At 43.4% G+C, this 16161-nt stretch carries 13 protein-coding genes; 6 read left to right on the top strand and 7 right to left on the bottom strand.

The genetic code is table 11. The features are described 5' to 3' along the window. Positions 1 to 176: 176 nt before the first annotated feature. From H5185_RS01165 to H5185_RS01155, 3 genes are all read right to left on the bottom strand, one after another. On the bottom strand, positions 177 to 347 hold the full coding sequence (locus H5185_RS01165; protein ID WP_124015416.1) for a helix-turn-helix domain-containing protein: 171 nt from the start codon (positions 345 to 347) through the stop codon (positions 177 to 179). Positions 348 to 451: 104 nt separating this feature from the next. Next, the gene (locus tag H5185_RS01160; protein ID WP_182741109.1) at positions 452 to 1126 is read right to left on the bottom strand and encodes a nucleoside-diphosphate sugar epimerase; all 675 of its coding nucleotides are present in this window, start codon (positions 1124 to 1126) and stop codon (positions 452 to 454) included. A gap of 352 nt (positions 1127 to 1478) precedes the next feature. Further along, positions 1479 to 2405 carry an LpxL/LpxP family Kdo(2)-lipid IV(A) lauroyl/palmitoleoyl acyltransferase gene (locus H5185_RS01155; RefSeq protein WP_182741108.1) on the bottom strand — a complete coding sequence of 309 codons (927 nt, stop codon included), beginning with the start codon at positions 2403 to 2405 and terminating at the stop codon, positions 1479 to 1481. 103 nt (positions 2406 to 2508) lie between these two features. On the opposite strand from H5185_RS01155, the gene hldE reads away from it, so the two are divergent. The 3 genes from hldE (at position 2509) to H5185_RS01140 (ending at position 5630) form a co-directional block, all read left to right on the top strand. After that, complete coding sequence (gene hldE / locus H5185_RS01150; protein ID WP_124015419.1) at positions 2509 to 3939, top strand: bifunctional D-glycero-beta-D-manno-heptose-7-phosphate kinase/D-glycero-beta-D-manno-heptose 1-phosphate adenylyltransferase HldE; 1431 nt, start codon at positions 2509 to 2511, stop codon at positions 3937 to 3939. 3 nt (positions 3940 to 3942) lie between these two features. Then, entirely contained in the window at positions 3943 to 4923 is a 981-nt protein-coding gene (locus H5185_RS01145) for a hypothetical protein (RefSeq protein WP_182741107.1), read from the top strand. A gap of 236 nt (positions 4924 to 5159) precedes the next feature. Beyond that, on the top strand, positions 5160 to 5630 hold the full coding sequence (locus H5185_RS01140; protein ID WP_182722613.1) for a TetR/AcrR family transcriptional regulator: 471 nt from the start codon (positions 5160 to 5162) through the stop codon (positions 5628 to 5630). 217 nt (positions 5631 to 5847) lie between these two features. On the opposite strand, the gene H5185_RS01135 is transcribed toward H5185_RS01140, so the two are convergent. From H5185_RS01135 to H5185_RS01120, 4 genes are all read right to left on the bottom strand, one after another. Further along, positions 5848 to 6549 (bottom strand): DUF3581 domain-containing protein, encoded by a 702-nt coding sequence (locus tag H5185_RS01135; protein WP_182741106.1) that lies wholly within the window; start codon positions 6547 to 6549, stop codon positions 5848 to 5850. A gap of 428 nt (positions 6550 to 6977) precedes the next feature. Next, on the bottom strand, positions 6978 to 7994 hold the full coding sequence (locus H5185_RS01130) for a sensor domain-containing diguanylate cyclase (RefSeq protein ID WP_182741105.1): 1017 nt from the start codon (positions 7992 to 7994) through the stop codon (positions 6978 to 6980). Positions 7995 to 8089: 95 nt separating this feature from the next. Further along, on the bottom strand, positions 8090 to 9574 hold the full coding sequence (pntB, locus tag H5185_RS01125; RefSeq protein WP_124015424.1) for a Re/Si-specific NAD(P)(+) transhydrogenase subunit beta: 1485 nt from the start codon (positions 9572 to 9574) through the stop codon (positions 8090 to 8092). Positions 9575 to 9585: 11 nt separating this feature from the next. Then, a complete protein-coding gene (locus tag H5185_RS01120) occupies positions 9586 to 11115 on the bottom strand; it encodes a Re/Si-specific NAD(P)(+) transhydrogenase subunit alpha (RefSeq protein ID WP_124015425.1) in 1530 nt (509 codons plus the stop codon). A gap of 465 nt (positions 11116 to 11580) precedes the next feature. Between H5185_RS01120 and H5185_RS01115 the strand changes: the two genes are divergently transcribed. The 3 genes from H5185_RS01115 (at position 11581) to H5185_RS01105 (ending at position 15926) form a co-directional block, all read left to right on the top strand. Next, positions 11581 to 13371 (top strand): assimilatory sulfite reductase (NADPH) flavoprotein subunit, encoded by a 1791-nt coding sequence (locus tag H5185_RS01115; protein ID WP_124015426.1) that lies wholly within the window; start codon positions 11581 to 11583, stop codon positions 13369 to 13371. Between the two features lie 79 nt (positions 13372 to 13450). Continuing rightward, positions 13451 to 15142 carry an assimilatory sulfite reductase (NADPH) hemoprotein subunit gene (cysI, locus tag H5185_RS01110; protein ID WP_182741104.1) on the top strand — a complete coding sequence of 564 codons (1692 nt, stop codon included), beginning with the start codon at positions 13451 to 13453 and terminating at the stop codon, positions 15140 to 15142. Continuing rightward, positions 15135 to 15926 carry a phosphoadenylyl-sulfate reductase gene (locus tag H5185_RS01105; protein WP_182741103.1) on the top strand — a complete coding sequence of 264 codons (792 nt, stop codon included), beginning with the start codon at positions 15135 to 15137 and terminating at the stop codon, positions 15924 to 15926. Before cysI ends, H5185_RS01105 begins: the two co-directional genes overlap by 8 nt. Positions 15927 to 16161 lie beyond the last annotated feature (235 nt).

Below are 16161 nucleotides of genomic sequence, written 5' to 3'. Positions count from 1 at the left end.
GGCAATCCTGTGCAGGCTTGTGGCGTAAAAGGCTGGTTTAATAATCAACTGGTTTAATAACGCACTCGTCAATCACCATCTCGTTAGTCACAGAGTGCTCATATTAACGCGCTAATAAAAATCCCCATACTGTTTTAACAGTTTGGGGATTTTTAGTCATAGAGGTAAACAAAGGATTATCGTTCAGAACATGCTAAACGCATCACCTCGGCTTTGCTAAAACTAAGAACGTTACCGTTTTGTTCAGTAAGTAGTAAATTTTCGCGAGCATAACGCTTAATCGTAGTAGGGCTTTTGTCGAGTATTTCACAGACTTCATTTAAGGTTAAATCGTTATCATCACTCATGCTCATTCTCCTTACGTTATGGTTATCTTTACCCGTTACGTTATTAACATTGAACAACATGTGTATTAACTTGTCACAAACGTACCTAGTTGTCGAGAGTAGTCTTAATAACGATGCATCATGGCATTATTGATGATCTGAGTCGCAGGGGCGACCTGAGGCTTTAACGCGACCTGATACATCGACTCTGCGACCATTTGCGCATCAATGGGTTGATATTGACGAAGAGGTCCGATAAATAAAAATGATAGGCCACCAAAAATGGTTTGGCCAATATCTTCCAGTAAACGCCTATTCGTTCGCGGTCCTAATAATAAGCTCGGTTGAAAAATATTCAGAACGGGTAAAGATAATGCCTTCAGTACTTGCTCTACTTCACCTTTAATTCGATTATAAAACACAGTTGATTTAGCGTTCGCGCCCAATGCGGTTACCACCATAAATTTAAGCGCAGGATTCGCTTGTGCTTGGCAGAGTTTCGCAAACGCTACTACGGCTAATTTGTCGACTTGTATAAAGGCCTCTTCACTGCCAGCTTGTTTGATTGTGGTGCCCAAACAGCAAAATGCATGATCAACTTTTTCGTCCAAGGTAAGCTCATGTAACTCATCAAGTTGGCAGCCAATAAACTGCACCTTTTGCTCACCAAATTGGTGTTCTACTAAATTAGGTTCCGAACGGCCAATGACCAAGACTTTACTGTACTGTTCACTTTCAATGATGCGAGTTAACAAGGCATTACCCACTAACCCCGTCGCACCTATAATTGCTGCAATCATATAATCCTTTAGAAAGCTAAACACACTGGCTAAACTCTAATCTGTCGTCTTAACGGTTTCAATAAGAATATTTTAATCGTTATTATTGTTCGGTTTGCTCACACAATATTAGCCCCCTAAACGTGAGCGTTGACTTGAGAGGGTTAAGATTTTTAGCCTATTTAGCTGCACGACAAAATCTAGATTGATTTTATGGGCGTGATGCTTTGAGGGCTATTTGTCTGGGGGGAGTGCTCATTGTGCCTAAGTGCGGTTATTAAGATGGCCTTGAGATAACCCATGGCATAATGAGTCGATAAAAAAAGCGCCCAAAGGCGCTTTATAAGCAAACATCTCACTCAATTAACTCACATCAGTCATATAACGATGGGGTGTCTTCGGTTGGACGAGTTTTAAAACGACGATGTAGCCACATATATTGAGCTTTGTTGCGGCTAATCAGCTGTTCAACAATCTGGTTACCACGAATGGCGTCGTCTGTTTCATTGTCGCCAGGAAAATTCTCTAAAGGCGGCATGATTTCAAGGGTATAGCCTTTATCATCGCTATTACGTTCAACAAAAAAAGGCACCACATTGGCTTTACCGAGTCTTGCCAGTGATGTTGCGCCTGTAATTGTGGCGGCATCGGGTACGCCAAAAAAGGGGATAAATACGGCGCTCGAACGACCAAAATCTTGATCGGCGGTGTACCAAATAACATCAGGACTGCGCAAACTGCGGATCATTTGTCGAACGTCACGTTTAGGCACTAAGCCTTTGTTTGAACGTAAGCGACCTTTAACTTGTAAGTATTCCATCACCGGATTGTTATGTGGACGATACACGCCAATTCCCGGAGCAAACTGGCCAAATATTCGCGCGCCCATTTCAAGTGGTAAACAATGCACTGCAAATAAAATCACCCCTTTGCCATTGTCTAAACTTTGGCTAACATACTCAGTGCCTTTAATAGTCATGTGTTGTTGCACGCGTTCGTTTGACCACCACCATGCGTTAATGGTGTCAAATACCGCTTTACCGGTTTCTTCAAAAGTCCGTTCAAGCAGTTGCTGTTTGTCAGCATCGCTCATATCTGGAAAGCATAAATCGATATTACGCTTAGCGGTGTGGGTTCTTCCGGCTGCCACTTTCATGACTAATCGACCAATACCACGGCCGATTTTCATTTGCCAAGACAGAGGTAATAGCAAAGTTAAACGCATTAAACCGACGCCAAACCACATAGGCCAGTGTTTAGGATGATATAAATCAGAAGAAAATTCGGCTTTCTCGACCACGGACAACTCGTCTAGTTCACAAAAATTATTTGTTATTCTACCTCATATTTTGATGAAAATTAGGTACAATCACGGTTAAATTTTACAAGACAGCGAATACACCATGAAGGTTTCTCTCCCAGCTTTTGAAAATGCGCGCGTTTTAGTGATTGGCGATGTGATGTTAGATCGCTATTGGGTAGGCCCTACGGGACGCATTTCCCCCGAAGCCCCTGTACCTGTTGTTAAAATTAACCAAATTGAAGATAGACCCGGCGGCGCCGCCAACGTGGCATTAAACATTGCGACATTAGGTGGACATGTCCAGTTAGCGGGCATTGTCGGTCAAGATGAAACCGCACAAGCATTAACCCAAGGGGTTAAAGTGTTTGGCGTTGAACCGCAGTGGTTAACGGTAGCAGACAAGCCGACGATTACTAAATTGCGGGTATTGTCACGTAATCAGCAGTTGATCCGCTTAGATTTTGAAGAGCAATTTGATAAAGCCACGAGCCAAGCATTATTCGCCCAAAGCGAAGCCATTTTAGATAATATTGACGTATTGGTGCTGTCAGATTACGCCAAAGGTGCTATCGATGAACCGAAAGAGTTTATCGCTAAAGCTCGTGCTAAAGGGGTAACCGTTTTAGTTGACCCTAAGGGACATGATTTTGCCCGTTATCATGGTGCATCATTAATAACCCCCAATATGAGTGAGTTTGAAGCGGTTGTTGGTAGCGTTACTAGCGAAGATGATTTAATCGAAAAAGCCCAAAAACTGATTAAGTTACACGATTTTGGCGCGATTTTAGTCACTCGTTCAGAAAAGGGGATGACGTTAGTGTCGCAAGACCAACCAGAATTGCACATCCCAACCGTTGCCCGTGAGGTTCACGATGTTACGGGGGCTGGTGATACGGTGATTTCTGCTTTAGCAACTTCGATTGCCGCAGGTGCAACTTTGGCGCAAGCTTGCGCGATTGCCAATACTGCCGCAGGTGTGGTTGTGGGTAAGTTAGGTACATCAACGGTAAGCCGTATTGAACTGATTCAGGCACTGGCGCTTAATCATGGCGAGTCTGGCTTTGGCGTAATGACTGAAGATCAATTAGCTTATGCCATGGATCAGGCCCGTTTACGCGGTGAGCGCATTGTCATGACCAATGGGTGTTTTGATATTCTCCATGCTGGCCATGTAAGCTATTTACAACAAGCCAAAGCCTTGGGCGATCGTCTTATCGTGGCTGTGAATGATGATAGCTCGGTAACACGCTTAAAAGGCCCTGGACGTCCGGTTAACCCTGTTGATCGTCGCATGGCTGTGTTGGCGGGACTCGCATCGGCAGATTGGGTTGTGCCATTCTCTGAAGATACACCACAACGGATTATTGCGCGCTTGTTACCCGATGCATTGGTTAAAGGTGGCGATTATAAAGTGGAAGACATTGCGGGCGGGGCGGAAGTCATTGCCGCTGGCGGTAAGGTTGAGGTGCTTGGATTTGAAGATGGGGTGTCCACTACTGCCATTATTCAAAATATTATGTCACAAAAGTAGTCGATGCTTAGATACTGGCAAGGGGCATTACTCAAGTTATTAAGCTGTAGCCTTGCTTGCGCAATGTTATTGGTTTGTCACTTTGTTAATGCCGGCCAGCTAAGTGTCAGTCAATCTGTGGCGATAGACCCTGTCATCACCACTCAGATCCGTGCAGTAGATAGTTTGGCGGATCAGACGATTCGCCAAGCTTATTTTACCCCCGTCGCCTCCAAACAAGCACTCGTGTGTTATTTACCTGCTCTTGAGCTGTGTGTCGGGTTACTGCCTGCTTCATTACAACAACAAACGGCTTTTTCTGTTGCCAATATTCGCCGCGCGATTGGGCGTAAAAGTGCGATGGTACTGGTTGCTGAACATGACACTGTAGCAGGGGTTATTGTGATTAATCGAGCTAGAGACATGCTCGAGCAGAGTGGCTCTATTGGTCTAGTCACTTATCAGTTGCCATTAGTGAAACAAGCCCAATTAACCTTGTGGCATGAAATAGGTCATTTATATAATATTACCTTGCAAGGCACTATTTTACCTTCCTCTTTAAGCGAATATCAGCATGAGTGGCTAGCCGATTTGTACCTTCTGTGGCAGATTGCGCAGCATTATCATCAGCTCGATTTAGCTTGGCAGCAGTTTCATCGACGTAATCTGGCACTTATTAATGACAGCGGTAATTTGTCACATTGGAGTGCACCACAACTTCAAATAGTGCTCAGCCATTATAATGCCCAGCAATTGCTCGATTTTACTCGCTATGAAGATTTTATCACCGCAGTTTATCCATTAATGCCGCTATGGTCTACGCGTGACATGGGCGAGTTTTCTAGCTTAGTCCAACGTACTTTTAGCGCAGTTCAGTCTCTACCTGGGTATATATTTTGGCGTCAGCCCGAACTCATCCAAGTGTTGTCACCGACTTTGGATCGTTTAATGGGTAAGGCTGAATCACAGCGATGGTTGAAAAATCAATTCTCAACGGTAAAGTAGTTTGTAAACGCTTATTGCGCCTATTTTTTACCGTATGCAGTTCATTCTATAGTGTTTTCTAATAACCTTTGATTTTAAAGAGGTAAATAAATCGTTATCGCGATAATGTTCTGTTTTGTCCTGTCTATCTGGATATTGTACGGTTAAATATGTTGTAAATTTGCTAATTCATAGCAGAATTTTCTAGTTTGGTCTGGTAAGCTCTTGCACCAAAAATAATTAGAGAGACCAAGTTTATGGCCAAACGTTCGCGAGTTGAAACTGAGTTAACCGTTAACCAAATTTTAGATGAAGCCTTTAAACAAATACTCACGATTGGTTTTGAGGCGATGTCGTATACCACGTTGTCTGCTGCCACCGGGATCAGTCGTACGGGTATTAGTCATCACTTTCCTCGTAAAACAGAATTCCTAGTGCGTTTAGATCAACGTATTGGGCAGTTTTTTATTGAAGGACTCGATTTCTCTTCGCTAGAGGTATTAGAGCAATCATGGGGAGAAGTGATGCAACAACCTGATCGAAAAGCAGTTTTACAACTGTTTTTCAGTTTATGTGCCAGTACTGATCAAAACATCAAAAAGCTAAATTCGCTTAATGTTGTGAGTGAGGTTGCTATGAGTCATTTTGCTGAGAAAGGACGCCAATGCGTTGAACAACTTATCGGCAGTAGTGCATTGGTTTTGTTGCAAGATGGCAGCGTAGATTAACAATAAGTCATACACAATATTTGACTAAGTTGTTATATGCACCAAACGTTTGGCTATTTAAATTTTTACCCTGTTAGTAACAAATCGATGTTCAAATTGACATTATGATCAATACCGCATCGAAACAACCATCCCGTATTGGCATCTGAGCCTTCAATATACTGAATCGAGCAGATATCATTACGGTATGGTATTTCTTCTACGATGAAGTTACTGTTTATTTATGCCAGCTTCTGCTTTCGTATCTGTCACACATGTCTTGTGCTTTCTCGTCATCAAACTCACGTAATCCACTTAATACTAATGTTTTTACGCCGCTACCGATAACCTTGCCTTCGCTTTGCAGTTCAAAGGTAAGGGTAACATCACCACGCTTACCATCAATGACTAAGTTTTGCTTAACCAAATGCAAACTGATAGTACTGAAATCAAAGTTATCTAAATGAAAAGACATACTTTCATAAATGACTAATGGACGATCAGGATTAATCATTACTTTGTGTTGCTTCATCATTGGCACAAGTACATGAATAAAATTTAAGCCTGAAAAAGCCACATAGCTTTGAATGAATGCGGCAGTTTGTATATCGCATTTACACACTTCACCTTGACGTTGAATATGCAGATATTCTTTACCTTTGGTGTCACTAATACTAAATTTTTCGCCAACACTCTTATCAACGTGAAGTTCAACATTGTCACCTACCATGCCAGCAAACTTAAATTGCATATTTTGGCTTAAGCCATATTGGGTCAGCACGAGGGCAAACAATAAATCGCCCGGTACGCAAAAACGTTTAGCGCCCACATCATGGATAGGATTAAAATCGCCAGCGATTTTTTTTGCGAAGTCACTGGCTTGTTGAGCCGAAATAAATACGCTTTGATCTTGCTTGGTAAAATAAGGTGATAAAAACATAAACAATAATTCTTATTGGTCAGTTGCCTGCTGTCGCATATGGTATTTGTTACTCAACATTCAGTAACAAGAAAGCGAAAGCGTAGGGCAAACAAAGTAATTAATAAAATCAGTAGTTGAGCGAGAGTTTACTGTAAAACGCCAAATACACTCACCCGATGACTATGTCGATAGCCAGATTAGGCTAAGCATGGTAACGGTTTAAGATGGCTTTTAGTGACAGATAATAATGCATTTCCATATATATCAATTCCTTACCTATTTTGTCCAGTTAGGCTTTAGCGTTGAACTCATCTTTTAAGTCTGCAGCATATCCTAGTCGCATAAGATTGGCTTATTTAATTAACTTGCACGCTTAAGCGAATTGAGATTAATCATCGTCATGTTAAGGCTTAAGTTACCAAGGCTCGCTACTTTGAGAGTCGTATTTACCAAAATAAGAAGTTATGTTTGCCATCTTTTTTAATACTGTACATGGCTTTATCAGCCTGCTCGCAAACATTCGAAAAATGGTCTAACTCATCAAACAGACTGATACCAATACTGAGGCCAATTTTAATGGTTTCTCCCTCTAATTCTATGGGGTGTTGATAATGTGATAACAATGTTTTAGCCATGGTTGTTAATAATTCAACGTTATTGGAATGGGCTAAAATAACAAACTCATCACCACCAAATCGAGCCACATAGTGATGTTGAAACTGGGCGCTATCAGTAGTACTAAAAACCTGCTCACATACCTGGCAAATATGATCTGCGACATGGATTAATATGCTATCGCCATATCTGTGTCCTAAGCGATCATTAATCATCTTAAAACCGTCTAAATCGATGAAGCAAAGGGCGCCCTTATGGGGAGGGGTAGCTTTTCTTCCTTGCTCAAATACTTCGATGAGAGCATTTCGATTGAGGAGATGAGTTAACTGATCACGATGAGCTCGCTTAGCGAGGTCTTCCTCGTAACGTTTTTCTTTAGTGACATCAATATGGGTGCCCATAATGCGCAGCGGTTTACCGTCAATGTCATATTCAACAATACGGCCACGATCAGAAACCCAAGAAACACTGCCATCTTTGTGTATCATTCGGTGCACGGCGTGATAGGTTTCGGCTTTACCTGCAACATGGTTGTCAAAGGCCTGGATAACCCAGTTTTTATCTTCAGGGTGGAGATTGTTTTTCCAGCTGTCGATATGGGCGGGTAGCTCTTCGCGAGTAAAACCGAGGAGGTGTCCCCATTGTTGATTAAAAATAGTTAAATTGCCTGTGGGAATATGTTGCTCCCACAAACATAAGCCAGTGCGATCTAGCGTGGCACTGAGTTGTTCGTTTACTCGTTTATTCAATAGAGTAAGCCGATTATTTTCATACTCTAATTGCTTGATTTTTTGCTCTTGTTGCGCAAGTTCAAGCTGTAATTGAGTAATGACGTCCTGCGGTGTCATCAATAATCCTATAGAGTCTAATCGTTCTAGTTTAGCGGGTTCTTAAACAAAAAAATACCAGCAAGCTGCTGGTATTTTAGCATTAAAAGATAACCTTATAAGGCTTTAAGAATCGCCTCAACACTGTCCTTAGCATCACCAAACAACATTTGCGTATTGTCTTTGAAGAACAATGGATTTTGTACACCGGCATAACCCGTATTCATTGAACGTTTAAAGCCAATGACATTTTGTGCTTTCCATACTTCTAATACTGGCATGCCCGCGATAGGGCTAGTTGGATCTTCCATCGCTGCGGGGTTAACCGTATCGTTGGCACCTATGACTAGCACGGTATCAGTACTGCTAAAGTCTTCGTTGATTTCGTCCATTTCCAGCACTATGTCATAAGGCACTTTAGCTTCTGCAAGAAGTACGTTCATATGACCAGGTAAACGACCTGCGACAGGGTGAATACCAAAGCGCACTTTTATACCTAACGCTCGCAGCTTTTTAGTGATTTCAGCGACAGGGTACTGAGCTTGAGCCACAGCCATGCCATAGCCAGGGGTGATAACGACGGTATCAGATGCTTTTAGCATATCAGCGACATCTTCAGCGGTTGTTTCACGGTATTCGCCAACAGTGTCATCGCCTGAAGAGGCAACACTGTCATTACCAAAACCACCGGCAATAACTGAAATAAACGAGCGGTTCATTGCTTTACACATAATGTAAGACAGAATTGCACCCGACGAGCCCACAAGTGCACCGACGACAATCAGTAAGTCATTTGATAGCATGAAACCGGCCGCTGCTGCTGCCCAACCTGAATATGAGTTCAGCATAGACACCACAACTGGCATGTCTGCACCGCCAATTGATGCGACTAAATGCCAACCAAATGCAAACGCAATTAATGTCATCAGAATCAGTGGTGTGATTGCACCGCCAGCTTGAACAAATAGCACCATCAGAATAAACGACACCACAACAGCCAATAAATTTAATTTATGACGATGCGGCAGCATTAATGCTTTTGATGACACCAAACCACGTAGCTTAGCAAAAGCCACAATCGAACCTGTGAAGGTAACTGCACCAATAAAGATGCCTAAAAACACTTCGACCAAGTGAATGTTAAGCATGGCGCCGGTTAAATGCTGTGTTTGTTGAGCTTGACTTGCTTGGGCAAATGCCGCTTTTGCGGTTTCGAGCGTAGTGTTGAGATCTTGTCCCATAACGACGACAATTTCCGACACTTCATGTGGCTGAATATCAATAAAGCTATTAAAGCCAACTAATACTGCTGCTAAGCCCACAAAGCTGTGCAAAATAGCCACTAGCTCTGGCATTTCAGTCATTTCAACTTTTAATGCTAAGCGAATACCAATCGATCCACCAATAACCATGGCAAGAATAATCCATTCTACGCCACTTGTAGCAGGATTGAGGATGGTGGCAATGAGTGCAATCGCCATCCCGATAATGCCAAATAAATTACCATTCTTGGCGGTTTCTTGTTTTGATAATCCAGCTAAGCTGAGAATAAAAAACACCGCGGCAATGATATAAGATGCTGTAACCAGTCCTTGAGACACGATATGACTCCTTAATCTTTACGGAACATCTTCAGCATACGCTGAGTGACGGTAAACCCGCCAAAGATGTTGATACTGGCAATAAGCACCGCGACAAACGCAAGCGCCGTGACTAATGCTGAACCTTGACCTATTTGCAATAACGCCCCGACCACAATAATGCCTGAAATCGCATTAGTGACCGACATTAACGGCGTATGCAATGAGTGCGACACATTCCACACCACGTAATAACCCACCACACAGGCTAGGATGAACACGGTGAAATGCGACAAGAACTCAGCGGGGGCAACCGAAGCGACAGCTGCAAAGCCGGCAAGACCTAACACACCTAAAATGTATTTAAGTTTTGACGGTGCCTTATCGACTTTCGCCGCTTTAGGCTCGATGCTGGCCGCTGGTTTTTGCGGCGCGGCAGACACTGAAATCGCTGGTGGTGGGAAAGTAATTTCGCCGCCACGGGTCACGGTCATATTGCGCATTACTACATCATCAAAATCGAGTACTGCGTTACCGTCTTTGGCTTTACACATTAGCTTCATCAAGTTGACTAAGTTAGTGCCATAAAGTTGTGACGATTGCGCCGGTAAACGACCTGGCAGGTCGGTATAACCTAATACCTTGACGCCGTTGTCAGTAATAAAGCGCTCACCAGTGACGGTATATTCACAGTTACCGCCCGTGGCTGCCGCTAAATCAACAATCACTGAGCCAGGTTTCATGGTATCGACCATGTCTTTGGTGATCAGTTTTGGCGCCGGGCGACCCGGAATTAATGCGGTGGTGATAATAATATCGACATCTTTAGCTTGTTCGGCAAAGAGCGCCATTTCAGCGGCTATAAATTCTTCTGACATCACTTTTGCGTAGCCGTCTGACGATCCGCCTTCTTTATTTTCAAATTCAAGCTTTAAGAAACTGCCGCCCATTGACTCAATTTGCTCCGCCACTTCAAGGCGGGTGTCAAATGCGCGAACTATGGCGCCTAGCGAGCCTGCTGTGCCAATAGCGGCAAGACCGGCTACACCAGCACCAATAACTAATACTTTGGCTGGTGGGACTTTACCTGCGGCGGTAATTTGCCCAGTAAAGAAACGACCAAACTCGTGAGCTGCTTCGATCACCGCGCGATAACCACCAATGTTGGCCATCGATGATAAAGCATCGAGTGATTGTGCGCGTGAGATACGCGGCACCATGTCCATCGCCATCACAGTAATATTGTGACTTGACAGTTTTTCAACAAGCTCAGGGTTTTGTGCTGGCCAAATAAAACTTACCAGGGTAGTGCCTGGCTTCATTTGAGCGATTTCTTCATCACTTGGCGCATTGACTTTAAAAATAAAGTCCGCTTGATAGACGCTGTCGACAACATCTGCCCCAGCGGCTTCAAATGCAGCATTATCGAAGCTTGATTTCACACCTGCCTGTGCTTCAATTGCCACACTAAAGCCGAGTTTTATTAGTTGTATCACAGTGGCTGGAGTCGCGGCGACTCGAGTTTCACCTTCGATACTTTCTCTCGGTATTCCAATCTGCATGACTGTTTCCTGATGGTTGATAAAAAGACCGTCTATTGTTGTTCCCCACCAATAGACCATTCCGTTTGAGTATTACAGCCTAACATGGACACTTTAATGATAGAAAAAGTGCAGCATGTAAACATTGAAGTCGGGTAAACTATTTAATCAATGGCTTTACGCTGACATAGTTACATTGTATTTGCACGTCGTTTTACTCAGAGAACAATCAAGCTGAACATTATTCATCAGTTAATTGAACCTCCTAGCTTGCGACAGGAAGCGTGTTCGGTACAAGTGCCTTTGGGCTAATTACTTGGTTTTAAATAGAGGTAATTTAAAAACTTTTAACTGCGCCACACTTTTGTAGCTTAAAAAAACAACTTTGCATATTCCTAAATGGAATAAAAAATTATCTTTTATTCTTTTTTTGTTTTGATACTCAGGAGTAAGCTGTTCCACATTACACTGTTATAAGGCCGTCTTATGTTGTTAAAAGAACTTTCAGCTTTAGCTTCGCCTTTGTCTCAAGGACAAATCGATAAGCTAAAACAACTCACATCAGAATTATCTTCAGTTCAGCTCGCATGGGTCAGCGGTTATCTAGCGGCGAGTGCTAATCATGGTCAAAGCGGTGTCGAGACGACAGCAGAGACAAGTACAGCCCCAACAGTTACAATTTTATACGGTAGCCAAACGGGTAACGGCCGTGGTGTTGCCAAAGAGTTAGCGGCTAAAGCGCAGGCGCAAGGTTATGCGGTTAATTTGACATCAATGGGTGAATACAATGTGCGTCAGTTAAAGCAAGAAACCATCTTGCTATTAGTTGTCAGCACCCATGGTGAAGGTGAAGCGCCTGATGATGCCATTGAGTTACACAAGTTTTTAGCTTCAAAGCGTGCCCCTAAACTAGATAAACTACATTATTCTGTGTTAGCGCTAGGTGATTCAAGCTATGAGTTTTTCTGCCAAACAGGTAAAGACTTTGATGCGCGTTTAAGTGCATTAGGGGCAACATCATTATTACCTTTGGTAGAATGTGATGTTGACTATGAAGATATTTCACAACAATGGCAGGACAGTGTTGTCGAAACTGTTAAGCCGTACATTCAAGCCTCAAGTGCAAATGTGGTGTCAATTGGTGCCGCATCTGTTACGGGTGAAAGTGAATACACCAAGCAAAATCCCTATACCGCTGAAGTATTGGTAAGCCAAAAAATTACTGGTCGAGGTTCTGATCGTGATGTACGCCATGTTGAAATTGACTTAGGCGAGTCGGGATTAACTTATCAAGTCGGCGATGCGTTAGGTGTGTGGTTTAGCAATAACGAAGTACTTGTTGATGAAGTGATCGCCGCGCTCGGTTTAGCTGCAGACGATAATGTCACAGTGTCGAAAGAGTCACTATCATTAAAAGCTGCGTTAACCGATAAGAAAGAATTAACTCAGTTATACCCAGGCCTAGTGAAAACATGGGCTGAGTTGAGTGGTAATGCACAACTTGCTGCCATTTGTGAAGACAAAGAACACATCAGACAGTTTATTATTAAACATCAATTTGCCGATTTAGTGGCTGCTTATCCGGCAAAGGTAAGCGCGACACAGTTAGTTGATATGTTGCGCCCAATCACGCCACGCTTATATTCAATTGCCTCTAGCCAAGCCGAAGTGGAAGCAGAAGTACACTTAACGGTCGCGTTGGTTGAAGACGAACGTCAAGGCCAAGCTCGTTTTGGTGGTGCATCGCATTTCTTAGCCTCGGCTGAAGAAGGCCAACACGTTAAGGTCTATGTTGAGTCTAATAACCATTTCCGTTTACCCGAAAATCCAAACACACCGGTGATCATGGTGGGTCCTGGTACTGGTGTTGCGCCTTTCCGCGCCTTTATGCAGCAACGTGCTGCTGACGGCACCTCGGGTGATAGCTGGTTATTCTTTGGTAACCCGCATTTTGAACAAGATTTCTTGTACCAAGTTGAGTGGCAGCAGTATCTTAAAAATGGCGATTTATCGCGTTTAGATGTGGCTTTCTCACGCGATCAAGCTCATAAAGTGTATGTTCAGCATCGCATTGCAGAACAAGCCGAAACGTTGTGGCAGTGGCTACAAAATGGCGCCCATGTGTATATCTGTGGTGACGCAGAACGTATGGCAAAAGATGTCCATCAAGCATTAGTCAATATTGCGGTTGAACAGGGGGGCTTAAGTGCTGATGACGCAGAAGCTTACTTTGAAACACTACGTAGTGAAAAACGCTACCAAAAAGACGTGTACTAAATTCGACCTCGGTTGTTAGCACAAATCTAGCAACCCAATCGCACTACTGAATTGAACAGAATTAAGAGAGGCCTAGGCCATGAGTGAGCAAAAGTTAGCGTTAAACGAATACTTAAAAATCGACAGTGATTATTTACGCGGTGATATCCAAGAGGGTTTAGATACCCAAGTAACAGGATCGTTTAGTGATGGCGATCAGCAGTTGATCAAATTCCACGGTTTTTATCAGCAAGACGATCGCGATTTACGTAATGAACGTAAAGAGCAAAAGTTAGAGCCATTGCATAGCTTTATGCTTCGAGCACGGGTACCTGGTGGTATCTGTACCCCAGCACAATGGTTAGAAGTGGATAAAATTTCATCTACGCTAACCACCTCAAACAGCATTCGTTTAACCACGCGTCAAACGTTTCAGTACCACGGCATTCCTAAGCGTAATCTAAAAAACTTGATCCAAGGTCTTGATCGCGCAGCACTTGATTCTATTGCTGCTTGTGGTGATGTAAACCGTAACGTGATGTGTAACCCAAACCCGGTTGAGTCTAAACTGCATGAGCAAGCATATGCGGTGGCAAAGCATTTATCGGATCATCTATTACCACACACTCGCGCTTATGCTGAAATTTGGTTAGATGAAGAGAAGCTATTAGGTACCGAAACCGTTGAACCTGTTTACGGCAAAACCTATTTGCCACGTAAATTTAAAATGGCTGTCGCCGTTCCGCCACATAATGATGTTGATGTATACACCAACGACCTTGGTTTTATTGCGGTAGCAGAAGCGGGTGAATTGGTTGGTTTCAACTTGGTTGCTGGCGGCGGCATGGGCTCTACCCACGGTGAAGTTGAAACCTTCCCACGCTTAGCTGACGATTTTGGTTTTATTAAAACTGAGGATGTGACTAAGTTTGCCGAAGCCGTAATGACAGTTCAGCGTGACTGGGGTAACCGTGTTGTCCGTAAACGTGCGCGTTTGAAGTACACCATTGTTGACCACGGATATGATGCCTTTAAAGCGGAAGTGGAAAAGCGTGCTGGGGTTAACTTTGAGCCAAAGCGTGATGTGATCATTGGTGATCGCGGCGATCGTTATGGCTGGGTTGAAGGTATCGATAACAAGTTCCACTTAACTTTATTTATTGAAAGCGGCCGTATTAAAGACATGCCTGGCCAAACCTTGCAAACGGGTTTACGTGAAATTGCTAAAATCCATAAAGGCGATTTTCGCATGACATCTAATCAAAACATGATTATTGCGGGTGTTGCGGCAGAAGATAAAGCCGAAATTGAAGGTCTAGCGCGCAAGCACGGCTTATTAGGTCAAGTGTTAAGTGGTACACGCGGTCATTCAATTGCCTGTGTGGCATTACCAACTTGCCCATTAGCGATGGCTGAAGCTGAGCGTTACTTCCCTGAGTTTATTGATCATATCGATGCACTACAGGCGAAACATGGCATTAGTGAGCAATCAATTGTGGTGCGTATGACGGGCTGTCCAAACGGTTGTGCTCGTCCATTTGCCGCCGAAATTGGCTTAGTGGGTAAAGCTCCAGGACGTTATAACTTGTATTTAGGTGCCAGCTTTGAAGGTACGCGGTTAAATAAAATGCATAAAGAAAACATTCAAGAAGCTGAAATTTTAGCTGAATTGGATGGCTTGTTTGGCCGTTACGCCACCGAACGTGATGCTGGCGAAACCTTTGGTAACTTCACTGTGCGCATTGGCGTAGTGAAGGCGGTTAATGACGCCGCTAAGGATTTTCATGCGTAATGACGTGGTAACGACTGCATCAACAAGTGCAGCCGTCGATCATTCTATCACTCCGGCTCAATTGCAGGCGTTGTTATCAGCGCCTAAAGCTGAGCAAACTGCAGCGCTAGAAAGGATTAACCAGTTTTTAGCAGGCTTAACGGCGCAGCAGCGAGTGGCTTGGGGCTTAGCCTACCTACCTGGTGAGCATGCGCTATCGTCTAGCTTTGGTATTCAAGGTGCAGTGATGCTGCACATGGTGACTCAGGCGCAAAGTGATATTCCAGTAATTTTAACTGACACGGGTTATTTATTTGCTGAGACTTATCAATTTATTGACCAGTTAACTGAGCGCTTAAACCTGAATCTTAAAGTGTACCAAGCGGGCCAAACCCAGGCGTGGCAAGAAGCGCGTTTTGGTAAGCTGTGGCAGCAGGGGATTGATGGGTTGGAGAAATATAACCGCATCAATAAAGTTGAGCCAATGCAGCGTGCATTAGCTGAACTCAATGTTGGCACTTGGTTTGCGGGTTTACGTCGTAGTCAGTCTAGTACCCGTGAAGCCTTGCCGATTTTGGCCATTAGCGGTAAACGCTTTAAGTTATTGCCTATTATTGAGTGGAGCAATAAAGATGTGCACCTATATTTAACCGAGCATGACTTGCCATATCATCCATTGTGGGAGCAAGGCTATGTGTCGGTTGGAGATACTCACTCAAGTAAGCCGCTGGAGTTAGGCATGTCTGAAGAAGACACGCGCTTTAATGGTTTACAGCGTGAATGTGGTTTGCATTTCGATATTTAGGCTTAAGCTATTTACCGTAAAGTATTGCATTCATCCGCAGTCAAATGCAGATGAATGTGTTTACTCTTTGCTGTGCTGCTAGGTTACTATTTCTGTTAATGAGCTTCTGTTTAATAAGGCGTATTTCGTAAGCCGATTTTCAATCATTTATAAGATTGAACTTTGTTGCAATCTACTCTTATTTCATCACATGGTAATAGGTTATCGCCACAATATGACTGGTGCGATTGATGCT

Source organism: Shewanella sp. SG44-6 (genome assembly GCF_014164185.1).
Classification (GTDB): domain Bacteria; phylum Pseudomonadota; class Gammaproteobacteria; order Enterobacterales; family Shewanellaceae; genus Shewanella; species Shewanella vesiculosa.
This window is presented reverse-complemented; position numbering and strand designations above follow the sequence as displayed.